Source organism: Marinomonas ostreistagni, from assembly GCF_016461785.1.
In the GTDB taxonomy this organism is placed as follows: Bacteria; Pseudomonadota; Gammaproteobacteria; order Pseudomonadales; family Marinomonadaceae; genus Marinomonas; species Marinomonas ostreistagni_A.
Window position 1 is genome coordinate 26,128 of sequence record NZ_JAEMUH010000009.1, and the last position, 24,641, is coordinate 50,768.

At 46.9% G+C, this 24,641-nt stretch carries 22 protein-coding genes and 1 riboswitch; of the genes, 13 read left to right on the forward strand and 9 right to left on the reverse strand.

The genetic code is table 11. The features are described from left to right. Positions 1 to 864 (forward strand): energy transducer TonB, encoded by an 864-nt coding sequence (locus JHD44_RS10425; protein ID WP_199462696.1) that lies wholly within the window; start codon positions 1 to 3, stop codon positions 862 to 864. A 152-nt stretch (positions 865 to 1,016) separates the two neighbouring features. On the opposite strand, the gene rpoH is transcribed toward JHD44_RS10425, so the two are convergent. From rpoH to ftsY, 4 genes are all read right to left on the reverse strand, one after another. Continuing rightward, positions 1,017 to 1,883: an RNA polymerase sigma factor RpoH gene (gene rpoH, locus JHD44_RS10430; RefSeq protein ID WP_133561797.1), complete on the reverse strand. Its 867-nt coding sequence runs from the start codon at positions 1,881 to 1,883 to the stop codon at positions 1,017 to 1,019. Between the two features lie 128 nt (positions 1,884 to 2,011). Further along, positions 2,012 to 3,031, reverse strand: coding sequence for a permease-like cell division protein FtsX (ftsX, locus tag JHD44_RS10435; RefSeq protein WP_199462697.1), 1,020 nt, complete (start codon positions 3,029 to 3,031; stop codon positions 2,012 to 2,014). Continuing rightward, positions 3,032 to 3,703, reverse strand: a complete 672-nt coding sequence (gene ftsE / locus JHD44_RS10440) for a cell division ATP-binding protein FtsE (protein WP_199462698.1) — start codon at positions 3,701 to 3,703, stop codon at positions 3,032 to 3,034. 38 nt (positions 3,704 to 3,741) lie between these two features. Then, a complete protein-coding gene (gene ftsY, locus JHD44_RS10445; protein WP_199462699.1) occupies positions 3,742 to 5,043 on the reverse strand; it encodes a signal recognition particle-docking protein FtsY in 1,302 nt (433 codons plus the stop codon). 180 nt (positions 5,044 to 5,223) lie between these two features. Between ftsY and JHD44_RS10450 the strand changes: the two genes are divergently transcribed. The 12 genes from JHD44_RS10450 to JHD44_RS10505 all read left to right on the forward strand — a co-directional run bounded on the left by JHD44_RS10450 (position 5,224) and on the right by JHD44_RS10505 (position 18,466). Further along, on the forward strand, positions 5,224 to 6,513 hold the full coding sequence (locus JHD44_RS10450) for a hypothetical protein (protein ID WP_199462700.1): 1,290 nt from the start codon (positions 5,224 to 5,226) through the stop codon (positions 6,511 to 6,513). After that, on the forward strand, positions 6,510 to 7,109 hold the full coding sequence (rsmD, locus tag JHD44_RS10455; protein WP_199462701.1) for a 16S rRNA (guanine(966)-N(2))-methyltransferase RsmD: 600 nt from the start codon (positions 6,510 to 6,512) through the stop codon (positions 7,107 to 7,109). The genes JHD44_RS10450 and rsmD overlap by 4 nt, the downstream gene beginning before the upstream one ends. Positions 7,110 to 7,201: 92 nt before the next feature. Continuing rightward, entirely contained in the window at positions 7,202 to 9,094 is a 1,893-nt protein-coding gene (locus JHD44_RS10460) for a methyl-accepting chemotaxis protein (protein ID WP_199462702.1), read from the forward strand. A 151-nt stretch (positions 9,095 to 9,245) separates the two neighbouring features. Next, positions 9,246 to 10,403 carry a homoserine O-succinyltransferase MetX gene (gene metX / locus JHD44_RS10465; protein WP_199462703.1) on the forward strand — a complete coding sequence of 386 codons (1,158 nt, stop codon included), beginning with the start codon at positions 9,246 to 9,248 and terminating at the stop codon, positions 10,401 to 10,403. Further along, complete coding sequence (gene metW, locus JHD44_RS10470; protein WP_199462704.1) at positions 10,404 to 10,994, forward strand: methionine biosynthesis protein MetW; 591 nt, start codon at positions 10,404 to 10,406, stop codon at positions 10,992 to 10,994. A 15-nt stretch (positions 10,995 to 11,009) separates the two neighbouring features. Continuing rightward, entirely contained in the window at positions 11,010 to 11,441 is a 432-nt protein-coding gene (locus tag JHD44_RS10475) for a DUF4426 domain-containing protein (protein ID WP_199462705.1), read from the forward strand. A 10-nt stretch (positions 11,442 to 11,451) separates the two neighbouring features. After that, positions 11,452 to 12,057, forward strand: coding sequence for an RdgB/HAM1 family non-canonical purine NTP pyrophosphatase (gene rdgB, locus JHD44_RS10480; RefSeq protein WP_199462706.1), 606 nt, complete (start codon positions 11,452 to 11,454; stop codon positions 12,055 to 12,057). Beyond that, positions 12,054 to 13,223 carry a radical SAM family heme chaperone HemW gene (gene hemW, locus JHD44_RS10485; RefSeq protein WP_199462707.1) on the forward strand — a complete coding sequence of 390 codons (1,170 nt, stop codon included), beginning with the start codon at positions 12,054 to 12,056 and terminating at the stop codon, positions 13,221 to 13,223. Before rdgB ends, hemW begins: the two co-directional genes overlap by 4 nt. Positions 13,224 to 13,480: 257 nt before the next feature. Further along, positions 13,481 to 15,064 carry a BCCT family transporter gene (locus tag JHD44_RS10490; RefSeq protein WP_199462708.1) on the forward strand — a complete coding sequence of 528 codons (1,584 nt, stop codon included), beginning with the start codon at positions 13,481 to 13,483 and terminating at the stop codon, positions 15,062 to 15,064. An 89-nt stretch (positions 15,065 to 15,153) separates the two neighbouring features. After that, positions 15,154 to 15,244: riboswitch (yybP-ykoY riboswitch) on the forward strand. An 84-nt stretch (positions 15,245 to 15,328) separates the two neighbouring features. Continuing rightward, positions 15,329 to 15,892: a TMEM165/GDT1 family protein gene (locus JHD44_RS10495; RefSeq protein WP_199462709.1), complete on the forward strand. Its 564-nt coding sequence runs from the start codon at positions 15,329 to 15,331 to the stop codon at positions 15,890 to 15,892. Between the two features lie 12 nt (positions 15,893 to 15,904). Further along, a complete protein-coding gene (locus JHD44_RS10500) occupies positions 15,905 to 17,758 on the forward strand; it encodes a DUF294 nucleotidyltransferase-like domain-containing protein (protein ID WP_199462710.1) in 1,854 nt (617 codons plus the stop codon). Between the two features lie 9 nt (positions 17,759 to 17,767). Further along, complete coding sequence (locus JHD44_RS10505; RefSeq protein WP_199462711.1) at positions 17,768 to 18,466, forward strand: 3'-5' exonuclease; 699 nt, start codon at positions 17,768 to 17,770, stop codon at positions 18,464 to 18,466. Here JHD44_RS10505 and JHD44_RS10510 read toward each other — a convergent pair. From JHD44_RS10510 to JHD44_RS10530, 5 genes are all read right to left on the reverse strand, one after another. Next, positions 18,447 to 19,517 (reverse strand): LacI family DNA-binding transcriptional regulator, encoded by a 1,071-nt coding sequence (locus tag JHD44_RS10510; RefSeq protein WP_199462712.1) that lies wholly within the window; start codon positions 19,515 to 19,517, stop codon positions 18,447 to 18,449. The genes JHD44_RS10505 and JHD44_RS10510 overlap by 20 nt on opposite strands. A gap of 43 nt (positions 19,518 to 19,560) precedes the next feature. After that, positions 19,561 to 21,180 (reverse strand): alpha-glucosidase family protein, encoded by a 1,620-nt coding sequence (locus tag JHD44_RS10515; RefSeq protein WP_199462713.1) that lies wholly within the window; start codon positions 21,178 to 21,180, stop codon positions 19,561 to 19,563. Positions 21,181 to 21,212: 32 nt separating this feature from the next. After that, positions 21,213 to 22,310: an ABC transporter ATP-binding protein gene (locus tag JHD44_RS10520; RefSeq protein ID WP_199462714.1), complete on the reverse strand. Its 1,098-nt coding sequence runs from the start codon at positions 22,308 to 22,310 to the stop codon at positions 21,213 to 21,215. Between the two features lie 103 nt (positions 22,311 to 22,413). Then, positions 22,414 to 23,550, reverse strand: a complete 1,137-nt coding sequence (locus JHD44_RS10525; RefSeq protein WP_199462715.1) for a carbohydrate ABC transporter permease — start codon at positions 23,548 to 23,550, stop codon at positions 22,414 to 22,416. Between the two features lie 2 nt (positions 23,551 to 23,552). Next, complete coding sequence (locus tag JHD44_RS10530; RefSeq protein WP_199462716.1) at positions 23,553 to 24,563, reverse strand: carbohydrate ABC transporter permease; 1,011 nt, start codon at positions 24,561 to 24,563, stop codon at positions 23,553 to 23,555. Between the last annotated feature and the right edge of the window lie 78 nt (positions 24,564 to 24,641).

Here is a 24,641-nt window from a genome sequence, read left to right on the forward strand (position 1 = left end):
ATGCGTACAGCCGATCGTTTCTCCATAACCTTGTTTATTGCCATCAGTTTACACCTGCTGGCGATAACATTGGTTAATTTTGACTTCTCTCTAGGACAATCTGCATCGAGAAAAGCACTCGAAGTAACTTTAGTTCAGCATAAGTCAGAAGCCCCCAGAGAGGCAGACTTCATCGCACAAGTGAACCAACAGGCCAGCGGCACAGAGTTACGCAAGCAAAAGTTAACCACAACGGAGACGGCTCAGTTCCGCGCTGATACCGTACAAGATATAACGCCACCCGTTCAGCCTGAGCTAGCCTCAGCTGAGCCGGTAAACGATCCAGATTTAATAGCAAGCCAGAATCAAAACGATGTCTTTCAAGTTTTAAAAGAACCTGAACAGCAAAATAAAACGCTGGAAGAACAGTTCATTGGAAAGACTCAAGTACCTAGTCGTTTATCCAGCGATATTGCTACCCTTGAAGCACTTTTAGATCAACAACGTCAGGAATACGCCAAACGTCCTCGCATTCGTCGCCTGACTTCAGTGTCAGCCAAGTCAGCCATCGATGCAAAATACCTAGATGACTGGCGCCGCCGAATCGAACGCATAGGTAATATTCACTACCCTTCAGAGGCGAAGCAAAAACATCTCTATGGGCAACTAAGGCTCGCAGTATCGATCTTACCCAATGGCTATGTGGACAATATTGAGATTCTGCACTCATCTGGTGTCCGTGTGTTAGACGATGCTGCAATGCGCATTGTCCGTTTAGCAGAGCCTTTCGACACCTTCCCGACGGAGCTGAAAAAAGAAGTGGATCAATTAGAGATCATTCGTACTTGGCAATTTATGCCTGGGGATCGTTTGCGTAGCCAGTAGCCTTTAAACTAGCTTTACCACTTTATACTCTCTAAAACTAAGCTGTTCTCAGAGCTTTAGATGGGGTCAGCACTTGTAGATACACTTAAGTCACATACAAAAAAAGCCCTCACAAAGGAGGGCTTCTTCAGTATCTGTAGACACGGTGACGATTAATGAAACTCCGCTTCACCCATGGCCAGACGGATTTTCTTCATAGCGTTCTTCTCAAGCTGTCGAATACGCTCAGCAGAAACACCGTACTCATCCGCTAGATCATGCAAGGTTGCTTTATTCTCATTCAACCAACGCTTAATTAGGATGTCTCGACTACGGTCGTCAAGCTCAAGCATCGCGCTCTCAAGGCGACGGTTGGAATCCGCTTCCCAGTTACCATGCTCAAGCACAATCGCTGGGTCGTAGCTTGAATCTTCTAAGAAGTTAGCAGGTGCTTGGAAAGCATTATCATCATCGTCATCGCTGCCAGCGTCAAATGCCATATCAGTGGAACTCATACGGCCTTCCATCTGACGTACCACTTCAGGGGTCACCCCTAAGTCGCTGGCAACCGATTCAACCTCGGAATTACTCAACCAAGTTAGACTCTTTTTGGCACTACGAAGATTAAAGAACATTTTGCGCTGCGCTTTCGTAGTTGCCACTTTCACAATACGCCAGTTCTTAAGAATAAATTCATGAATTTCTGCTTTGATCCAATGCACAGCAAAAGACACCAAGCGCACCCCAACTTCAGGGTTGAATCGCTTCACTGCTTTCATTAGACCTACGTTACCCTCTTGAATCAGATCACCCTGATTCAGACCGTAGCCCGAGTAACTTTTCGCAATATGCACAACAAAGCGTAGATGAGACATGACCAGCGAGCGCGCGGCTTCTAGATCGCCCTGATAGTAAAGGCGTTCGGCTAATTCATGTTCCTCTTCCGCTGACAAAATCGGAATGGTACTAACGGCCTGCACATACGACTCAAGATTCTGTCCTGGAGTCATCATGTCAATTGGCTGGAGAGCTTTACCCATTTCTATTTCACCTCTTCGTGTTCATACTGAGTATGAGAAATACTAGCAACAAAGTTCACACTATGTGTGCCGTAAATGTGGAGATTTTCGCGTTATTCGTCAATGCCAACGCGCCATTTCTTCCTCATTTACTGTAATTCAATATCGCGAATATGGCGACTTACGGCAATCCAAGAACCGATCACACCAATAAACGCGCTAATAGTTAAACACATTATAATTTCGACTGCATTAAAACTTTGCAACTCAAAGCCTGCATGGTATAGCTCAATCAAACGTTCAGCAGGTGTACTCACCCACCACGCTAATATCATAATACATATACATGCAAACACGCCCCCTAGTACACCAAACCAAAAGCCCATGTAAAGGAAAGGGCGACGGATATAACTGTTCGTCGCCCCAACAAGCTTCATCACGAGGACCTCATCACGACGACTTTCGACCGCCATACGTATGGTATTACCTACGATCAATAGCACGGCAATGACTAATAGTGCAGAAATGGCGTATACAAAGCGCTGACCAAAATTGATCATAGTCGCCAAACGCTGCAACCACTCGGCATCCAATTGCGCATATTCAACCTGAGGCAAGCTTTGTAGGTGGTCACGTAAAGACTGCAGCTCAGGCAGTGTATTCAAGTCTACGATCGCTTTGGGAATGACTTTGAGCACTATCGGCAAAGGGTTTTCAGGCAGAGTCGACATTATCTGCTCGTAACCGCTGGACTGCTCAAAATAGCGCAGGCCCTCTTCTTTAGATATGTATTCAACTGACTCTACATCTGCACGGCTGGAGAGTTGGTGAGACAGAGATAAGGCCTCTGTGTCCTCTAAATTTGAAAACAGGTATAGGGAAATGACAGACTGCTGCTCCCAACGATCTGTCACAGACTGCACGTTCTTCAGTAGAACAAAAAGTCCACCAGGCAATGACAAGGAGATAGCCAATACCATCACCGTCATTAGACTGGCAAGAGGATGTCCTAGCAATCGAGTAAAGCTTTCAATCAGAAAAGCTTGATGCTGACGTAAATACAACTTGAAATCAAAGCTTGGCGCCCCCCATGCCGATTGGCGGCTATTACTAAGGCTTTGTCGAGTTGCACCTCTTTGTATAGGACGCTGTTGTGGAGGTTTAGCCATTTAAGCAAACCCTCCATCATTAACCATACGCCCTTGATTAAGAGTCAAGACTCGATGGCGCATTCTCGCCACTAAGGCTAAATCGTGGCTAGCGACCAATACCGTCACACCTACACGATTAAACTCTTGGAATAGATTCATAATCTCCGCTGAGAGACGTGGATCTAGGTTACCGGTCGGCTCATCCGCCAACAGCAGTTGTGGTTTGTTCACTACCGCTCGTGCAATACCTATACGCTGTTGTTCACCGCCGGATAACGCCATAGGATTGAGCTTCTCTTTGCCTAGCAACCCCACTTTATCTAAGGCCGCACGAACGCGCTTGCCCGTCTGCTCATCGTCAGCACCACTCACCTGTAACGGTAACGCAACGTTGTGAAACACGCTTCGGTCAAACAGGAGTTGGTGGTTTTGGAAAACAACGCCCACTCGGCGACGATGATAAGGGATAACACTTTTAGCGAGAGTTCGTAAATCAACACCATCGACCAGAATCTTGCCTGTTGTCTGACGCTCGATCATCATAATGAGCTTCATCAGAGTGCTTTTGCCAGCCCCCGAGTGACCGGTTAGAAAGGCCATCTCGCCTTGCTGCAAATGAAAACTCACCTGCGACAGTGCATCATGACCGCTTTCATACTTCTTACCTACACGCTGAAACTCAATTTCCACGCCAACATCCCCTGTGGTTGATCGATTAAATCTACCTGTTACTCACTATCAAATAAAGCGTCGATAAACTCTTGGGATTTAAACGGGCGTAAATCATCAGCTTGCTCACCGACACCGATGTAGCGAATCGGCAAACCAAACTGCTTCGCAATGGCAAAGATAATCCCACCTTTGGCAGTACCGTCTAACTTAGTCAAAGTAATACCCGATACACCAACCGCTTCAGTAAACAGCTTCGCTTGGCTGAGTGCATTTTGCCCAGTCGCCGCATCCAGCACCAACATCACTTCATGTGGTGCTTCAACATCTAGCTTTTTCATGACGCGAACCACTTTTTCGAGCTCAGTCATTAGGTTTGCTTTGTTCTGTAAACGCCCAGCGGTATCTGCAATGACGATATCAACACCTTTGGATTTAGCCGACTCAATGGCGTCATAAATCACCGAAGCAGAATCCGCACCGGTATGCTGTGCGACCACGGGTACGTTGTTACGTTCACCCCATACTTGCAATTGCTCAACCGCTGCAGCGCGGAATGTATCGCCCGCTGCAAGCATGACGCTCTTGCCTTCCGCTTGGTATTTCTTCGCTAACTTACCGATCGTAGTGGTTTTACCAACACCGTTCACGCCCACCATTAAAATGACAAATGGTCCTTGCTTAGCAGTAGGGTCTAATGGCTCTTCAGAATTCACTAGAATGTCTTTTAGCTCTCCTTTTAGTGTCGCCATCAAAGCATCGGTGTCTTTCAGCTCTTTACGATTTAGTTTCTCGGTTAGCGTATTAATCAACGATTGCGTTGCCTCGACACCCACGTCAGCCATTAATAGCTGTGTTTCGAGGTCTTCCAAAAGATCATCATCGACCTTTTTACTGCCCATCAGTAATGATGACAAGCCAAAGCCACCACGAGTACGTGAAAGGCCTGCCTTAATGCGTTGAGACCAAGACAAAGTTGGGGCGGGCTCCGCTGCTTTTGGCGTTTCAACTTCGACTACGGGCTCAGGTTGGGCTGATAGCTCAACGGCTACGTCCGGCTCAGAGACTTCTGTGGTTTGCCCTTCGTCAGTCGACACACTAGTCTGTTCTGTTGAATCCGCTTCAGCTTGGACCGAGGTCTTGCTTACAGTTTCTTCATCGGCTGGCTCCTTTGCTTCGGCAACAGATTCTGTGGGCTTTTGTTTCGCTGCTTTGATATCGGCATCCATGCTCTTCATCACTGAACGCTTGATGTAAAAAGCAATAATGGCCAGTAAAACACCCAAGCCAATTGGTGCAAAACGAGCATATTCACCAAAGTAAGGGGTTAAATAAGCGATAATCTGATCTACAAGTTCCATTCACATCTCTCTAAATTGATCCCAATGGATGGGTAACTAAATCGCGACGTCTCAAGCAGGTCTAGCCGTTTTAGACGATGGGTGCGTTAAAAGCGGTGATTTTAGCATCATTCCTATTGGCAAAAAGCCCCACTTTCGTGGAAAAATGTACCTAATCTTTCTCATTCAGCGACTTTTACCATGTTTAATCGCGATAAACCGTTATTTAGCCGCCCTGTTCTAGCCGTCATCATCGTTGTAACGACCCTGGCTGTTTGGCTACTCAATTTAACTGATCCTAGGACCGTACTCGAACAACCCTCCGTAGAGTCATGGAAAACCGACAGTGGTATACCTGTTTATTGGGTCACACAGAACTCTTGGTCTGGCAGCGATAAAGTCGAGATGGCGATCGTGTTTCATGCTGAAACATCAACCCCCTCTTTAACACAAGCCACCTGGGAACGCCTCACCGGCGCAACACTGCCTCTGAGCACAGCAACGATCAATCAGCGTCTCACGCCCTTGGCTGCGAAAGCAGATAGTCATTACGACCCTCAACAGCAAACACTTCAAGTTTCATTTAGTAATCAAGAACAATATCTTGGCGCTACTATGAGAGTTTTAGACGCCTGGCTTAATCGGACCCAGTTTAAGTACTCCTCTTTGCAAAATAACATCCGCTTAACCAACCAAAATATGGCCAACCAGCAACTTCTGCTTCAGCTTTGGCCTGAATATAATGCCTCTCAGACAAACAACTTAGAGGGCCTTTCTCCAGATTTATTGAGTCAACACCTCCAAACCATAAAGCAGGCTGTTTCTCATATAACGCTTGCAGGAACGCTAAATGACACGTCTAAAGCACAGCTTAAAAGCGCCTTAAATAGATTAACAGCCCATATGGCACTTAAAGCACCGCCCTCCAATTGGGAAAGTAGCGTGCAAAGCAGCGTAAGCATACTTGGGCAGCAAGAGTTACAGGCATTTTATGGCGCAATGACAATTACCCCCCTACTATCTGTAACCGATTGGCTGGCCTTACAAATTTTGGCAAAAGACTCCTTAGATCGCCAAAAGCAAGCGCTTAACAGTACAGTTGGCCAATGGCAGCTTCATTTATCCCCTTGGCAGCCCTATGTCACTTGGCAATTACAGGCACCACAATCTGTTTTAGCCTCTGCTAGCCAGTCATCAGACCCAGAATCCAGCTGGGTTGTACCAAGCTCTCTGCCTAGCTACCAAAACGCTGACGCTTTTATTGAGTTAAAGCAGCAGCTTTTGGCACAGCTATCCCAATTGAGTCAAAATCCTACTTGGTGGGCTGCAATAGGAAGTCGAGTGGCTTACCCTAATTCTGCACTAGACTTAGAGTCTTTTGCTGAGCACTACAGTGATGCAGCAAACTCTTTTACAATGTCGCAATACCAAGCTGCAATCGACCGATTGCTCATTATTTCATCTCGCCAAGAAGTGTTAGTTAAATTATGAAGAAACCTTCCTCTCACGCCCGTCCGAAACCTGCAACCAAAGGCGGTGCGTCCAAACTTCGTATTATTGGTGGAGAGTGGCGTTCAAGGCAGCTCCCAATTCTAGAGCTTGAGGGCCTGCGACCTACAACAGATAGAGTGAGAGAAACCGTATTCAACTGGTTGAACTTCGAGGTGCCTGGAGCAAAATGCTTAGACTTGTTCAGTGGCTCTGGTGCATTAGGTTTAGAAGCGCTCTCTCGCGGTGCAAAAGAGTGCACCTTCGTGGAGCTAAACAAAGCTGTCGCCAGGCAAATTCAAACAAATTTAAGTACCTTGAATGCACATAATGGTCATGTTCTAAACATGGACGCTTTAAGCTTCTTACAAACGGAAAAAACACCTTACGACATTATTTTCCTAGACCCTCCATTTCGTAAGGGGCTGCTAGAGCAAATCTTGCCTAAGTTAGAGGGTAACTGGTTGTCTGATAAGGCATATATTTACATTGAAAGGGAAAGTGAAAACCCACTAACAGAGCTCCCAGAACATTGGCAACTGAAAAAAGAAAAGCGTGCAGGTCAATTGACGTTTGCGCTTTATCAAGTTTTGGTTTAAGTCCATTGACAAAATGTGCACGATGCTTGCATATAGGTGTTCAGTTGCTCTATTTTTGAGCAGAGCTGTACAAAATTGGTCGAGGGTGCTGTATGTTGAACAACTTGTCTTTTAGAGCCAAACTCATGCTGCTGCTGGCATGTGCTATTGCTGGCTTCATTTTGGTTACATGGGTTGCTGTTCGCGGCATGAATGCACAACAAGATGCAAATCAGCAACTACGCGTCTACGGAGATGTTGGATCGGGAGTAGACAAAATCAGCTTAGGCATTTTGGAAGCAGCCGATCAGTTGCGCAGCTTAAGCAATGAAAACTTTGCTCAATACCAAACCATGCTTAGCAAGCAAAAGTCGGAAGATTTAGATATCTTAGAAAAAGATATCCAACTCATTGACCAGCCAGAACTAGATCAAGCCCTGCAAGACTCTAAAGTGAAGCTCTCTGCTTATGCGGACTCCTTATTGCTCATTGCCGAAAATTTAAACACGACAGGGTTTAATAACCAGTCAGGGCTTAAAGGAGACATTACACGTTTAGGTGATGAGATCTCTACTAGCATTGAGCGTCTTAGCTTACTCAAAAAAGAATTTATCAATGCTCGCAAGTTCGAAGCAGTGTATCTAAGTGAGCCTTCAGAGACCGTATTACAAGACTTTGAGAAGAGCTTTGCTCGCTTTCAATCAAAAGTAGAGAACTTTGGCTTTAACGACACCATCGGTGCCGTCGCGCAGCAATACTACGACGCCATCATGAGCTATGGCCCAGCGTTCGCAAGCTTAAAAAGTGCTGAGGCACAATTTGATGAGAGCAAAAATGCTTTCGCAGAAGCGCAATTCCAGCTCGCAGAGCTGATCGGCCAATATGTTAAAGAAGCAGAGCTAGCGTCAGATCAGCAGAGTCAACAATCGTTGGTGACACTTTTAATCGTCAGCGTTGGTGTATCAATCGTTTCTATTTTGCTTATGCTAAGCATTGGTCGTAGTGCCCGTAACACCCTAATGAAAGTCATCGCTGACTTAACCAAGGTGAAAGAAGGTGATATGACGGCACAGGCATCGATTAACCATAAACGAAACGATGAATTTGATGCCTTAAGCCAGTCGTTAAATGAAATGACTGGGGGCCTAGGCGGCGTATTGTCAGAAGTGGTCAACACTACCTCAAACGTCAGCACCATGATCGACGAACTGAATGGCGCCATTACCAATATTGCTGACAATAACCGCTCAGTAACCGATAGAACAAAATCACTCGCCGTCGCCACCGACGATATATCCAGCCGAATCACACACCTATCCTCCACGACAGACGAATTACGAGAGCACTCAAGCGAAACTTACGAGTCCGCTAAAGCAGGTGCGAAAACCATTCGCGTGGTATTAGATAACCTCAACGGAACAGTCGAAGCTGTGAACCTAACAGGTAAACAGCTAGATGAACTGGGCCGGTTGTCTTCGGACATTGATAACGTCATCGGCATGATTAATGATCTTGCGAATCAAACTAACCTACTGGCGTTGAATGCTGCCATCGAGGCCGCTCGTGCAGGGGAAGCAGGCCGTGGTTTCTCGGTCGTTGCGGACGAAGTGCGCTCTTTGGCGGAGAAAACCGTCGACGCCACTTCAAAAATTACCGAGATTGTTGGAACGATTCAAAGCTCAACTCAGACCGCTATCAGCACCATGGAGCAAGGCCAAGAACGCCTTCGCGTCATTGAACAAAACGGTGGCGAGGCAGAAGAAGCCATTCGAGTCATTGAAAACAATGCCCAAACCAGCTCTCAAGCTTCAGACCAAATGGCGACATCAATCCAAGATGTGGCCAGTACTGCGGTGCAAATGAGCACTGAAATGGACCAAATCGCCCAACAGTTAGGTGAAGACAGCCACTCGATTGAATTGATAGTAAATAGCGCACATCAGATTCATGGTTTGGCCAGCACACTGGCCGACAAAACTCGTGTGTTCACTCTTAAAAACTCATAGCAATATTGCCGCCCCGAGGCCTCGGGGCGGCTTTTACCCACATCCGCTTGAAGCCCTCTTGCGCAAACGCTAGACTGTGCCTCCATTTAATTAAAATGCGTTAGACCGCGGTTCTGCGGTATTCAAACTTTCATTAGGACACGCTACACCTATGCCGGAAACCATTCCTGTCGATTCAGTCGGGCTTGTCACACCTCAGGTGGCACATTTTGATGAGCCGCTTGTGCTTGCGTGCGGACAAACCCTGCCAAATTATCAGTTGATCTACGAAACGTACGGTCAATTGAACGCTGACGCCAGCAATGCAGTGCTTATCTGCCATGCTTTAAGTGGCGACCATCACGCGGCAGGATACCACAGCATGGAAGATAAAAAGCCAGGCTGGTGGGATACAGCAATAGGCCCAGGTAAACCTATTGATACCAATACCTTTTTCGTCATCAGCCTAAACAATCTAGGAGGCTGCTGTGGCAGTACGGGACCAACGACCGTTAACCCAGCTACGGGTAACGTGTGGGGGGCCGAATTCCCAATGGTGACCGTGGAAGACTGGGTTGAAACCCAAGCTCGCCTTGCCGATCGTTTTGGCATTAAGCAGTTTGCAGCGATCGTTGGCGGTAGCTTAGGAGGTATGCAAGTGCTTGAGTGGAGTATTCGCTACCCTGATCGTTTACGTGGAGCAGCGATCATCGCCTCAGCACCGAAGCTTTCAACACAGAATATCGCCTTTAACGAAGTGGCACGTCAGTCGATCCGCCGAGATCCTGAGTTCCATGGCGGTAACTATCAAAGCCATGACACTATCCCGACGAACGGTTTAGGTTTAGCGCGCATGTTAGGGCACATCACCTATTTGTCAGACGACTCCATGGGTAATAAGTTTGGCCGACAAATGCGTCACGATACTTACCAGTACAACTACGAAGTCGAGTTCGAAGTAGAAAGCTACCTGCGCTACCAAGGCGAGGCCTTTACCAAACGCTTTGATGCCAACACCTACATGTTGATGACCAAAGCGTTGGATTACTTTGACCCTGCTGCCCGAGAAGGCGGTGATTTGGCTAAGGTGCTGAGCAAAGCGCAATGTGAATTCCTACTGGTGTCGTTCACGACGGACTGGCGTTTCTCACCAGAGCGCAGCGAAGAAATTGTCGATGCCTTAATCCGCTCAGGAAAACATGTAAGTTACACCAAAATCGAAGCGATTGAAGGCCACGATGCATTCCTATTTCCGATTCCTCGTTACATGGCAGCCCTGCGTGGCTTCTTAGGTCGAGCAGCAAAACACCTTCCGAAGGAGAATGCCTAAATGCGCGCGGATCTCGAATTAATCAGCGATTGGGTCGCTCCCAATACACGTGTGCTTGACTTGGGTTGTGGTAACGGTGCGTTATTAAGCCACCTATCAGAGCATAAAAATGTCACCGGCTATGGCCTTGAAATCGATGCAGAGAACATTAACGTCTGTATCGAAAAAGGCATTCCAGTGCTTGAGCAAGACATTGATGAAGGCCTAAAGAACTTTGAGAATCAAAGTTTCGATGTGGTGATTATGGCCCATGCGCTACAGCAATTCCGTCGTCCTGACCTACTGTTAGACGAAATGCTACGTATTGGTAAAGAAGCGATCATTACCTTCCCGAACTTTGGTCACTGGCGCAACCGTGTGCACTTAGGTATCAAAGGTCACATGCCGGTGTCTGAGTTTTTGCCATACAACTGGTACGACACGCCCAACATCCACTTCTGTACTTTTAAAGATTTTCGCGACTTATGTCAGTCAAAAGGCTTAAAAGTACAACGCTGGGCCGCGGTTGACGGACAATTACGCGATCACTGGTGGACTCGCTTAATGCCCAACTTATTTAGCGAGACTGCTATCTTTAAAGTCAGCCGCTAAATTAGGAGCTCTGTTATGAAATGGTTATTAGGCGTTGTTAGCGCCTTGATGATGTCCGCTGTGCAAGCCGATCAAGTGACGCAGTTTGGTGACTACCAACTACACTACAACACCTTTGAGTCCACTTTCCTAACGCCCGAGATAGCCCACCAATATGGTCTGACCCGCACCAAGGGTCAGGCGTTATTAAATGTTGCGGTAACCACCCAAACCGAAGGTGAGCTACCACAATCGCAACGCGCACTGGTCAGTGCTAATGTAAAAAACTTATTAGGACAAATTGTCTCACTATCTTTTATAACCATCGAAGAAGGCGATGCGGTGTACTATTTAGCACCGTTTACCAAGACCGATGATGAAATCTTAACGTTCACGGTTAACGCTAAATTAAGTGCCGATAGCGCACCGATGACTGTGAATTTCCAACGCCACTTTTACGTGGACTAAAGGTATTCCAATGAGCCAAACCATCGTGCTTGCCAGCAACAATGCCGGCAAAATCAAAGAGTTTAACGCCCTGTTAAGCCAATTTAACTTTGAAGTAAAACCACAAGGTAACTTCCAAGTAGCAGACGCGGATGAAACCGGCTTAACGTTCGTTGAAAACGCCATATTAAAAGCACGTCATGCCTGTGCCGAAACCGGTCTTCCTGCGTTGGCTGACGATTCCGGTATCGAAGTAGACTTTTTAAACGGTGCGCCGGGCATCTACTCGGCGCGCTTTGCTGGAGAGCACGGTAACAACGAAGCCAACAATGCATTGCTACTCGAAAAGCTTGCAGGTGTTCCTGAAGAACAACGTACGGCTCGCTTCCATTGTGTGCTAGCGTTTATGCGCCATAAAGACGATCCAACGCCGATCATCGCCCACGGCACATGGGAAGGCCGTATTTTGGAGTCCGCAGAAGGTGTGGAAGGGTTTGGCTACGACCCAATCTTCTATGTACCAGAAAAAGGCTGTAGTTCAGCGAGTTTGCCAAAAGAAGTGAAAAACCAACTTAGCCATCGTGCTAAAGCGCTAACGGAACTGGTTGAGGCGTTTAAAGCCCGTCAAATGCTATGAGCCAATTGCCGCCTTTAAGCCTATACATTCATGTACCTTGGTGCGTACGCAAGTGCCCCTACTGCGACTTCAACTCACACCAAGCCGACCGCTTTGAGGACCAAGGCAAGCTACCTGAGCAAGCCTACCTTGATCAGCTGATTGCCGATTTAGAGGTAGATCTGCTCTATGTGGCGGATCGCCCTATTCAAACCGCGTTTATTGGTGGCGGTACGCCAAGCTTGATGAGCGCCGATTTCTATTACCAATTGTTTGACCGCTTACGAGATAAGCTGAACTGGGTAGAAAACGCAGAAATCACCATGGAAGCCAACCCTGGTACGTTCGAGCAAGAAAAGTTCGCACACTTTCGTAAGGCAGGCATCAATCGGTTATCGATTGGTATCCAAAGTTTTCAGCCAAACCTGTTGAAAACCCTAGGAAGAATCCACAATCGCGAAGAAGCAATCGCCGCTGTGGATAAGTCTCGTCTCGCAGGCTTTGAAAATATCAACCTAGATTTGATGCATGGCCTACCTGATCAAAGCGTAGCAATGGCACTTGAAGATCTAAAACTGGCCATTGAATTGAACCCTGAGCATTTGTCTTGGTATCAATTAACCATCGAACCGAACACCGAATTTTACCGCCGCCCACCAACGCTTCCTGAAGACAATACGCTGTGGAACATTCAAGACGAAGGCCTCGCTTTGCTCGAGCAAAACGGTTATTCACAGTATGAAATTTCAGCTAATGCCAAAGTCGAGCGCCAAGCACAACACAATTTGAACTACTGGCGTTTTGGCGATTATCTAGGCATCGGTGCGGGCGCACATGGCAAAATCACGCTAAATAATGGGGAAATATTTCGTACACGAAAAACCCGACACCCCAATCATTACCTTAACAATCTACCCGAAGCACTTTGCATTAAAGAAGCGATTGCGCCAGAAGATTTGCCGCTAGAATTTATGATGAATCGCTTACGTTTGTTTGAGGAATTTCCGCTTAGCGACTATGAAAAATATGCCTATCACACTGTTCCAAAAGAACTTTTTGAATCTTGCCAGAAAGCGGTCAGACTAGGTCTATTGGAACAAAACGCTTGGCGACAGGGCGTCATCCGTACCAGCGAAAAGGGCAAACTGTTCTTGAACGAATTGCTCGAATTATTCTTAGAGAGCTAACATTCTTACTCCTTACAATTGTTTGACATCAAATTAATATACTGCCATTCTCCCTTCAAATTGCTTAGAGCGCCTCTTATTGAGGCGCTTTACCGCCAACAAAGTACTTCTACCTCAAAGTAGAAACGTGATTCAAATAAGGGTCCATTCAAACGAATAGACACTGCGACAATTGGAATGCAGACACAAATCCGGCCCTAGGGCTCGGCCTTTATTCCAATTGTTACTGCCTTAACCATTTGGGAGTAACTAACACTATGAGTAAAGACAAACCGGCAGTTGGTCGGGACGAGTATCAGACGGACTATAAAGCAGGTCAGGACAACGTACAGTTCCTGGGTTTAGATGTGCATAACCCTGTATTTGGTATTTCTGCCTTCATTATTTTTGCGTTCGTCATTGGCTCTATTGCCTTCCCTGATAGCGCAAAAGATATGCTTATGGCGGCGCGTGGTTGGTCGATCAATAATTTTGATTGGTTCTACATGATTGCCGGCAACATTTTCGTGCTCTTCTGTTTGGCACTCATCTTCTTACCAATGGGTAAAATCCGTCTTGGAGGCACTGATGCCAAGGCTGAGCATTCCACGATTGCTTGGTTCTGTATGCTGTTCGCAGCGGGTATGGGTATCGGCTTAATGTTCTGGAGTGTTGCTGAGCCTGTGGCTTACTATACAGGCTGGTATGGCACGCCACTTAATGTTGAAGCCCGTTCACCCGAGGCAGAGTCTCTCGCCATGGGCGCAACCATGTTCCACTGGGGTCTCCACCCTTGGGCCATCTATGCCGTTGTTGCCTTAGCACTGGCTTTCTTTGCTTACAATAAAGGCCTACCGCTCACGATCCGCTCAGCGTTTTACCCTCTTTTTGGTGAACGTGTATGGGGTGTTCTTGGTCACTTTGTTGATATTCTCGCAGTGATTGCAACGATTTTTGGTTTGGCCACTTCACTAGGCTTTGGTGCACAGCAAGCCACCAGTGGTCTGCATTTCCTATTTGATATTCCGAATACGCTGACCACTCAAATCGTTGTGATCGCAGTGGTGACAGGTGTTGCGATTATCTCTGTAGCGCGTGGTTTAGATGGCGGTGTAAAACTGCTGTCCAATATCAACATGATCATTGCTGCGTTGTTGGCTATTTTCGTATTAATCGTTGGTCATACTGGTGCGATCTTTGGTGCCATGGGCACCACGTTAGTGGGTTATATCGAAAATATCCTACCGCTAAGTAACATGGTGGGTCGTGAAGATGAAACCTTCTACCACGGCTGGACAGTATTCTACTGGGCATGGTGGATCAGCTGGTCACCATTCGTAGGTATGTTTATCGCACGTGTTTCACGTGGTCGTACGGTTCGTGAATTCATCATCGCTGTACTACTTGTACCAACCTTAGTATCGGTTGTTTGGATGGCCATCTTCGGTGGTTCTGCAATTGAGCAAGTGCAACAGGGCACAGGTGCACTAGCAGATGGTATTGGTGAGGTCTCTTTGGCAATGTTCCAAATGTTTGAAAACCTGCCACTGACGTCTGTGATTTCTTTCATCGCAATCGTGTTGGTCTTGGTGTTCTTTGTTACATCTTCTGACTCGGGTTCTTTGGTCATTGATGGCATTACCGCAGGTGGTAAAACCGATGCGCCTATGTCACAACGTATCTTCTGGGCTGTTCTAGAAGGCATCATCGCCGTGGCTCTGCTAGTAGGTGGTGGTTCAGAAGCACTGACTGCCATCCAAGCCGCAGCAATCACCATTGGTCTACCATTTACCCTACTGCTTCTAGTGATGTGTGTAAGCTTGTTTATCGGACTTAAATCGGACCTTAAGTTCGTAAAATAACGTTTCTTAGGTAAGCCTAAATACCATCGGAGGGCGGCATAACTTGGTTGAGTTGTGCCGCCCTCTTGGTTATACTGGCCGCCTCTTAAGGGAGTAATCTTCTTCGTTTACGAAGATTCTATGTCAACATAATTGAGCCTCAAGCTCATGGCATAGAAGTCCAAAGCGCCAGCGTTGGATTGATGAGACTTAAGACGAGTACTTGGCTCAGGTGGGCACAAGTGTGTCGTCTTATGTTTAATCGCCCACCGTAGGATACGACTAGTGGAAGCCGTCCTTACCTCTATCTCTACTGTTGCTTTGGCTGAAATGGGCGATAAGACCCAACTTCTAGCCTTATTCTTGGCAGCACGCTTTTCTTCTAAATTTCAAATTGTATTGGGCATTGTCGCTGCGACAATCATCAACCACCTTATTTCGGCATGGTTTGGTGTTCAACTCACTAACTGGATTCCAGGTGCATGGTTAAACTGGCTAATTGGTGCTAGCTTTATTGCTGTAGGTCTTTGGATTTTAATCCCTGATAAAGACGACAGTGAAGAAAGCAACGTACTAAAATCTGGTGCTTTGGTCGCTACGTTTGTCTTGTTTTTCATTGCGGAAGTAGGTGATAAAACTCAGATCGCTACCGTATTATTAGGGGCCAACTACCACTCAGTATTTTGGGTCACAGTAGGCTCTACAATAGGCATGTTGTTGGCTAATGTACCTGTTGTTTACGCAGGACAATGGCTGATGAAACGGATCGACCCTAAGAAAACCCGTATTGCAGCCTGCGTATTATTTATCCTGATGGGTATAGCTGCCATATTCTACCCAGCCGTCTAAACGAGGATTTTAATGGACGTCGAACTCTCTGAAATTTTGGATACCTTGTGCGAATACGCGCCCTTCTCAGACCTGAAGGACGAGCCTATTCTGCAGGATATGGTCAAAGATATTGAGATCCAATATGTGCGTGCAGGTGAGTGGGTCATCGCACCCGAAGCACGCAATGACACCCTGTTTTTTATTCGCTCGGGCGCCATCGAGAACAAAAGCAAAAGTGATAAGCTACTGCGTCGTATGCATGAAGGGGATATTTTTGGCTCCTCTTCTTTACTACGTGGCGGGCGCTCATCACAAACCATGCGAGCACTCGAAGACTCTTTGTTGTATCGCATCCCCGCTCGATGGTTCATTCAGTTTTACAGCGAATTCGACGCATTTTCTGACTTTTTCGAGCTGTCTCGCGAAGTGCGACTGAAAACCGCCATGGACAATCAGTCTTCTGATTTGTCTCTTATGACGTGTCCGGTGCACTCTCTGCTGCGTCGTCCCCCTATTACTGCCAGCCATACGGTGGACATTAAAACCGCAGCCAATATCATGGCCAACGAGCGTGTCTCTTCTTTGTTAATCACCGAAGACGATGCGCTTGTGGGCATTTTGACCGACCGAGATTTACGTAACCGAGTGGTCGCGCAAGGACTGCCTCTCGATGTTCGTGTCGATATGATTATGACGCAAAACCCCATCACCATTGATGCAGGGGATTTTGCCGCGGAAGCCGTATTGAAAATGATGGCCACCAACATTCACCACTTACCTGTCATCAAGAATGACCGACCAGTTGGAGTGATCAGTACTGGCGATCTGGTTCAGCGTGAAAGCCACGGTTCAGTCTATGTGATCAGCGATATCTACAAACAAGAAGACGTTGAAGGTTTGGTCGCGATCAGCAAGAAAATGTCGCACATCTTCACGCAGTTGGTGAATGCAGATGCCAACACACAAATGATTGGCAACGCCATGTCCCATATTGGGGTCGCATTTGTGAAGCGTTTGATTCAACTGGCGGAAAGACAACTGGGACCCGCGCCGATTCCCTACTGCTTCTTAGCGTTAGGCTCACAAGCTCGTGAAGAGCAAATCATCAGTACAGACCAAGACAATGCGCTGATTCTGCATGACCGTTATGATCCAGCACTTCACGGGGATTACTTTCGTGAATTAAGCGACTTTGTCTGTGACAACCTAGATCGCTGTGGCTACCCTTTGTGTACTGGCGATATCATGGCGAAAAACCCGAAGTGGCGCTTATCTTTATCGGATTGGAAACGCACGTTTGGCGAGTGGATCGAAAAGCCCAAAGCCGAAGCCTTGTTACATGTGTCTATTTTCTTCGATTTGCGCGGCATCTATGGCGATAAAACCCTAGCTCGCCAATTAAACAGCCATATCCGTCAATTGGCGAAAACCCATAAGGGCTTCTTATCCGCTCTGGCACGTAATGCGAACCAACGTACGCCACCGCTGGGCTTCTTCCGTCAATTTGTACTAGACGGTGAAGGTAAACAATCCCGAACGTTCAACTTGAAGTCTCGTGGCATCGCTCCCATTGCAGATTTAGTCCGTGTGCACGCTTTGGCACTGGGCTCCAATAAGCTCAATACATTTGAGCGATTAGAAGACATCGAAGAGGCAGGCGTGATGCCAGATGGGCGCGCTCGTGATCTCATCCTCGCCCTAGAAATGATCGGCATGGTGCGCATTAAAAACCAGAAAACTCAGGTCGAAGCAGGAGAGGAGCCAAATAACAAAGTGGACCCAGAAACCCTGTCCGAATTTGAGAAGCGCCATTTACGCGACGCGTTTAATATCGTTTCTAGACAACAAGAGTTCTTAAAATACCGTTACCCAGGAAAAGGCTAATCACAGCGTATGACGCTCGACAATCTTCCAGAAAACTGGCAGCAAGCTTACCAAGAGATGGCGAACAACACCCAATCCGACGCCTTAAAGCGCTTTTATCAGGCCGGTGTAAAAGGCCTTGATTGCCCTTTAGAGGAAGCGCCATTGGTCGCCTTGGACATTGAAACCACTGGGCTTGATTCGGATGAGAATGAAATTGTCAGCATTGGTTTAGTGTCCTTTTCATTGCAAGCCATCAAGCTGCGCAGCGCCCAATATTGGTTAGCCAAACCGCATTCTGCGTTGACCGCGGAATCGGTCACCATTCATGAAATCACCCATTCTGAAATCCAAGATGCACCACGCTTGTCGAGCTTTCTGGATGAAGTATTGGATGCAATTGCAGGGAAAATCGTGGTGGTGCACTGTGCCGCCATTGAGCGACCGTTTTTGTATCGCGCCGCCATGAAGCACTATGGGGAGCCGTTATTATTTCCGATGATCGATACCATGGCACTGGAGGCGAACATCACCTACAAACCTTGGTGGAAACGCTTTGGTCGACAGCCTTCGCTGCGCCTAGATGCCTGCCGCCAACGCTATCACTTACCGCGCTATCGCGCCCATCAAGCATTGATGGACGCGGTCTCCTGTGCCGAGCTGTTTCAAGCGCAAGTGGCACATCAACATTTAAACAAACAAGATTTGACTAAGCTGTACTGCTATTAACAGCAGGGCAGCTCAACCCTACTTTCAACTTAGTTTGTAGTTCCACATTACACGAAGGACGCAAGCCCAAAAACATTTCTGCTGCGATACGCCCCTTCTCTACCGTTTGCTGATGCACGGTTGTGATGGAAGGGTGAAAGGTATCACTCTCTGGAATACCGTCGAAGCCAACCACATGCAACTCTTCTGGTACACGCACTCCCATATGTAATGCGGCTTGGACTGCTGCTAAAGCAATCCGGTCACTCATACAAAGCAGCAGTTGAGGGCGATTAGCCATCATTAACGCCTCTCGCGCCGCTTGATAAGCTAACTTATGAGTATTATGAGGAATATTCCAAATCTGTTCCGAAGAGATTTGCATACCGTTCTGTTCGAGGGCTCGGCGATAGCCATGCAAACGCTGGATCGAAATCGATGTATCAGCGTCCAATAATTCATCATCAAAAATACGACAAACACGATCGGTCTCTAATAGCTCAAGCCCCATGATCGCTACCGATTTGGGACGATGCTGTAATGCATGAACCGCAATATCAAAAGCCCCTTGCTCATTCGTCACGTTTACGGATGAGGCACCAGGAATATGACTGTCGACTACCACCACATTCTTGCTCTTATCTAGCCAAGGCGCATCGCGATATTGTTGCGATTTATAACCATAAACGATGAATCCATCGACCATGGAAGACTGCATACGCCTTTGCGAGTCGGACGATAGCTCTGATGCAGAGAGCAGCAGCATATTGTAATTGTTCTTTTCTAATACCTCTGCCATGCCCGTAATAAACTGGTTGGCAACAGGATCTGAAAGTGAGTAGCTCAACTCATCAGACAGAACAATGCCGACAATGCCCGTTCGCCCGGTTCTCAAACTGCGTGCCGCGGCGTTGGGTCCGTAATACCCCATCTCCTTACAGCGAGAGAGAATACTCTCCTTAAGCTTGGCAGACAGCTGGTCGGGGCGATTAAACGCATTGGAAATCGTTGCTGTCGAGACGTTCAATTGCTCAGCAACATCTTTAAGTGTTAATTTCTTTTCATTTTTCATAAACGCACAATATCAGGCGCCATAAGCGCCTGATATCCATTTTTTAAGCTAATCGAACATAGCACGCCTGATAAGGTGGTAGCTCCAGCTCTCCTGCCTTTAGTGCCGATAAGAAACCATGGCCTTGCAATACTTCGCCGTATGGCACTGTCAGTTGGGCTGCTTGAGTCTCGCCCGTCATATTGAGCACGACTGCTACGTTACTGCCTTCATAGCTACGCACAAACGCAACCAATTGCTCATTGTTCACATCTAACAACTGCAAATCACCATTCACCAACTCAGGTTGTTGCTGACGCCATTTAATCAGGTTACGTACTTTATGTAACAAAGAGTCTGCATTGGCTTCCTGCTCGGCCACACTCATTGGCAAATGACGCGCATCCACTGGCAACCATGGCTCCACAGAAGAGAAGCCGCCTTGAGCACTGTTTTCCCACACCATTGGCGTACGACAACCATCACGCCCTTTAAAAACGGGCCATAGAGGAATGCCATAAGGGTCCTGAATACGCTCAAAAGGCACATCAGCCTCTGGCAACCCTAATTCTTCACCTTGATATAAACACACGCTACCACGTAAGGACAGAATCAGCGCCATGGCGATCAAAGGATACGCTTGGGCATCTTGGCCTTCTCCCCAGCGAGTACTCACACGCACCACATCATGGTTAGATAGCGCCCAACAAGGCCAACCATCGCCCACTATCTCATTCATATTCTTCAGTACATTACGAATGTACTCCGGTGAGTGAGGCTTATTGAGCAGGTCAAACGTATAAGCCATATGAAGCTTATCGCCGCCAGAAGTATATTGCGCCATTCGCTCTAAGGGAAAGTCATCACCAATTTCACCCACGGTAGTGGTACCAGGATACGCATCCATCATGCGGCGCATTTCTTTCAGGAAGCCTAAGTTTTCAGGGCGGCTTAAATCGTATACATGTCGCTGGTAGGTGTATGGGTTGTCATGAGGCGCTCCCATCGTCTTAGGTTCACCTGGTGGCACAGGAGGGTTATCCTCCAAGCCCTGACTGTGGAAGTAAAAGTTCACGGTATCAAGTCGGAAACCATCCACACCAAGATCTAGCCAAAAGCGCATATTATCTAAACTTGCTTGACGCACTTCGGGGTTATGGAAGTTCAAATCAGGCTGCGATTCGAGAAAGTTGTGCAAGTAGTACTGCAAACGACGGCTGTCCCACTTCCATGCACTCCCCCCAAAGATAGATAACCAATTATTTGGCGGCGAACCATCAGGCTTAGGATCCGCCCAAACATACCAATCCGCTTTAGGGTTCGTCTTATCTTGGCGACTTTCTTCAAACCATGGGTGTTGATCCGATGAGTGACTAATCACTTGATCGACCATTACTTTCAAGCCTAGCTCGTGAGCACGATTAACCATGTTCTTAAAATCGCTCAGCGAGCCAAACATAGGGTCAATATCGCGGTAATCTGAGACATCGTAACCAAAATCTTTCATCGGAGAAGTAAAGATTGGTGACAGCCAAATCGCATCAACACCTAGCGACGCAACATAGTCGAGCTTGCTTGTGATCCCTTTTAAGTCACCCACACCATCGCCGTTGGAATCCATATAGCTACGGGGATAAATTTGGTAAATAATTCCGCCTTTCCACCAATTCAGATTGCTCGTCATAACTGTCTCCAATAAATGATTAATCAAAAAGCTTACAAACAGCGATAAGATTGCTGGTCTTGATTAAAAAGATGTAGTTTTTCGGGTAGTGCTGTTAGGCGTACTTTGTCGCCTTTATGGATATTAACCGTGCCTTGTTGCTTAGAAATCACAGCGTCTGTCACACCAGGAACATGAACATAAAGCAATGTCGCTTCGCCAAGTGATTCGACAAATGAGACTTCACCTTCTAGAAGCGCAGCGTCCCCATCCTGCACCATAACAAGATCCTCAGGACGAACACCTAAGAAACCTGATTTGCCATTGTCTTCGGTAGGAGAAGCGATAGGTGATTGTATCGTGAATTTGTCAGCGACTTTCACTGCTGTTCTTTCACCCGTGGACTCGATCACACATGGCATAACATTCATGGCAGGAGAGCCAATAAACTTCGCAACAAAGACGTTTTCTGGGTTCGAATACAACTCAAGTGGCGAACCGACTTGCTCAATATTACCCGCAGACAAGAGAACGATACGATCAGCAAGCGTCATCGCCTCAATCTGATCGTGGGTCACATAGATCATGGTCGAATCGGGCATACTTTCTTTCAGGTTGGCAATTTCCATACGCGTTGCAACACGCAATGCCGCATCTAGGTTGGAAAGCGGTTCATCAAATAAGAACACTTTTGGTCGACGCACAATCGCACGGCCGATTGCAACGCGCTGACGCTGACCACCCGATAGCGCTTTCGGTAAACGATCTAGATAAGGCGTTAACTGAAGCATCTCAGCGGCACGGCGAACCTGTGCATCGATTTCTTGTTTATTCATCTTCGCAATTTGAAGACTGAATGCCATGTTGTCGTACACCGTCATGTGTGGATATAGCGCGTAGCTTTGAAACACCATCGCCACACCACGTAGAGAGGGAGGCACATGCGTTACGTCTTGGTTATCGATTTCCAGCGTACCATCAGAGATTTCTTCCAAACCAGAAATCATTCGTAGTAGCGTGGATTTACCACAACCTGATGGGCCGACGAATACGATGAATTCACCTTGTTGAATATCGAGGTTAATGTCGCGCATGACTTCGACATTGTTCGAGTAGACTTTTTTTACATTGGTTAGCTTTACATTTGCCATCTTAATCTTGCTCCGTTGTCGCCCTACTTGGGCGTCATGCCTTCCGTTCTCGTTACTAATCGAATCCAATAGAAGGAAGGCACAAGTTATTTTTTGCTGTTTTCTACTTAACAGAACCCGCTAGCAGGCCGCGAACCAAATAACGTTGCAGGCCAAAGAACACCATCAGTGGGATAATAATTGTGATAAACGCCGATGCTGTGAGGATTTCCCAGTTGCCCCCCCGTGATCCAAGCAATTCACGCAAGCGCCCTGTTAAGACCAAACTTTCTTCGGTGTTACCCAAGAATACCGTTGCAATCAGCAGATCATTCCAGACCCAAAGGAACTGAAAGATCGCAAACGAAGCCAACGCAGGAAACGACAAAGGCAGAATAATCTTGCGGAAAATCACAAAATCCGACGCGCCATCTACTCGTGCCGATTCGATAATTTCACCCGGCAAGCCCGAGATATAATTACGCAAAAGGTAAATAGCAAGAGGCAAGCCAAAACCGGTATGGGCGAGCCATATACCCACATAGCCTTTCGCCTCAATACCGAAAATTGCGCCAATCTTACTGTAAGCCGTTAACAGTGGAATCAAAGACATTTGCAATGGTACGACCAGCAAGCCAACAACACCTGCGATCAACAAAGCACGGCCAGGAAATTTCATCCAAGCCAAGGCATAAGCAGCAAATGCGGCAATCAAAATAGGAATCACAGTCGCCGGAATCGTGACCGTTAGCGAGTTAATGAATGATTGCCCTAACCCCTCGGAGTTTAGCACCGTACGGTAGTTATCAAGCGTAAAACGCGGTGGCACTTCGGCGGTATAGAAGATACGTACACCACGACGGAATGACTTCTCTGACGTTACTTCGTAATCGCCATTCGCCATAATCTTGAAGGTAACATCGCGACGATCTTGGGTTTCAGTTCCTGGTTCAAATGCCTCTGGTTTAAGTGAACTAATACCAAACTTAACGACTTTGCCGCTTCCACCTTCTAGCAGGTTGCCGCGAAGCACGTATAAACCATTTTCTTGAATCTCTGAGTCAGCATCAGGCGTTCGGTACACAATTTTCTGCTCAGAAGAAGACAACGCCGTCCACCAACCAGAAACTGACAGCTGGTCTTTGTCTCGGATAGAAGAAATAAACAAGCCAGCAGTCGGAATCGTCCACATAATCACGAGGAAAAGCACCGTTGCATGAACCACCATGGTTAATGCAGAGCCTTTTTTTGACGTCACCATGATTATCGGCCCTCCATTTCAGCGTTTGCATTCTTAATGTTCCAAACCATAATCGGTAAAACAAGGATCATAATGACCAACGCAATAACCGCGCTTCGACCATAGTCTCCTCCTCCTTGGAAAAGCCAACTAAACATTTGATTCGCAAGGACTTGCGTGCCCCATTGCCCATTAGTCATGGCCAATACAATATCGAACACCTTGAGCACAAGAATGGTAATAGTTGTCCAGACTACCGCGATCGTGCCCCAAATTTGCGGCACCATGATACGGAAGAAAATCTGTAACCCGCTTGCACCGTCTAGTACCGCCGCTTCAACGGTTTCATCAGGGATACCTCGAAGCGCCGCAGACAAAATCACCATAGCGAAACCGGTTTGAATCCAAACTAAAATAACCATCAAGAAGAAGTTGTTCCAAAATGGAATCTGAATCCAAGTCTGAGGCTCGCCACCAAAGAACACGACGAGTGCATTGAGCAAACCAATTTGCTCATCGCCGCCGCTACGGTATTCGTAGATGAACTTCCAAATAATGGAAGCACCAATAAATGAAATCGCCATCGGCATAAAAATAAGCGTTTTTGCGATGTTGCCCCACCAAATACGGTCAGTCATCGTCGCAATAATCAAACCAAAAAAAGTCGACAACGTGGGAACGACGATCAACCACAACATGTTGTTGCGAAAGGACTCAAGAAATTCACCGCTTTGAAAAAGCCATAGATAGTTATCTAGTCCAACAAACTCTTCACCCGTACGGCCATAAAAAGAAAGGATCACAGACTGGACGACAGGGTAAAAAAGGTAAAAGAACAAAAGCAACAATGCTGGTCCTAAAAACAACCACGGACGCACTTGATTGACGATACGCAGATTACGCGCAACCACTTCAGGTGGGCGATTTTTTGAGGGAAAGATAACGTCCAAGAGTGCATTTGAGCCATAGAAGTAACCAGCACAAGTCAGCACACCTAGGGTCATGGTCAAAAACGCTACAGCGAGCTGTCCCATAGAGACTCCGTTTTACTATATTGATGGATGGTATCGAGTGACAAAAACAGGGTAAGAAGTGACTAACTTCTTCAAAAA

Coding starts and splice junctions, on each gene's coding strand:
- JHD44_RS10425 (WP_199462696.1), top strand. CDS start 1: ATGCGTACAGCCGATCGTTTCTCCATAACCTTGTTTATTGCCATCAGT.
- rpoH (WP_133561797.1), bottom strand. CDS start 1,883: ATGGGTAAAGCTCTCCAGCCAATTGACATGATGACTCCAGGACAGAAT.
- ftsX (WP_199462697.1), bottom strand. CDS start 3,031: ATGGCTAAACCTCCACAACAGCGTCCTATACAAAGAGGTGCAACTCGA.
- ftsY (WP_199462699.1), bottom strand. CDS start 5,043: ATGGAACTTGTAGATCAGATTATCGCTTATTTAACCCCTTACTTTGGT.
- JHD44_RS10450 (WP_199462700.1), top strand. CDS start 5,224: ATGTTTAATCGCGATAAACCGTTATTTAGCCGCCCTGTTCTAGCCGTC.
- rsmD (WP_199462701.1), top strand. CDS start 6,510: ATGAAGAAACCTTCCTCTCACGCCCGTCCGAAACCTGCAACCAAAGGC.
- JHD44_RS10460 (WP_199462702.1), top strand. CDS start 7,202: ATGTTGAACAACTTGTCTTTTAGAGCCAAACTCATGCTGCTGCTGGCA.
- metX (WP_199462703.1), top strand. CDS start 9,246: ATGCCGGAAACCATTCCTGTCGATTCAGTCGGGCTTGTCACACCTCAG.
- metW (WP_199462704.1), top strand. CDS start 10,404: ATGCGCGCGGATCTCGAATTAATCAGCGATTGGGTCGCTCCCAATACA.
- JHD44_RS10475 (WP_199462705.1), top strand. CDS start 11,010: ATGAAATGGTTATTAGGCGTTGTTAGCGCCTTGATGATGTCCGCTGTG.
- rdgB (WP_199462706.1), top strand. CDS start 11,452: ATGAGCCAAACCATCGTGCTTGCCAGCAACAATGCCGGCAAAATCAAA.
- hemW (WP_199462707.1), top strand. CDS start 12,054: ATGAGCCAATTGCCGCCTTTAAGCCTATACATTCATGTACCTTGGTGC.
- JHD44_RS10490 (WP_199462708.1), top strand. CDS start 13,481: ATGAGTAAAGACAAACCGGCAGTTGGTCGGGACGAGTATCAGACGGAC.
- JHD44_RS10500 (WP_199462710.1), top strand. CDS start 15,905: ATGGACGTCGAACTCTCTGAAATTTTGGATACCTTGTGCGAATACGCG.
- JHD44_RS10505 (WP_199462711.1), top strand. CDS start 17,768: ATGACGCTCGACAATCTTCCAGAAAACTGGCAGCAAGCTTACCAAGAG.
- JHD44_RS10510 (WP_199462712.1), bottom strand. CDS start 19,517: ATGAAAAATGAAAAGAAATTAACACTTAAAGATGTTGCTGAGCAATTG.
- JHD44_RS10515 (WP_199462713.1), bottom strand. CDS start 21,180: ATGACGAGCAATCTGAATTGGTGGAAAGGCGGAATTATTTACCAAATT.
- JHD44_RS10520 (WP_199462714.1), bottom strand. CDS start 22,310: ATGGCAAATGTAAAGCTAACCAATGTAAAAAAAGTCTACTCGAACAAT.
- JHD44_RS10525 (WP_199462715.1), bottom strand. CDS start 23,550: ATGGTGACGTCAAAAAAAGGCTCTGCATTAACCATGGTGGTTCATGCA.
- JHD44_RS10530 (WP_199462716.1), bottom strand. CDS start 24,563: ATGGGACAGCTCGCTGTAGCGTTTTTGACCATGACCCTAGGTGTGCTG.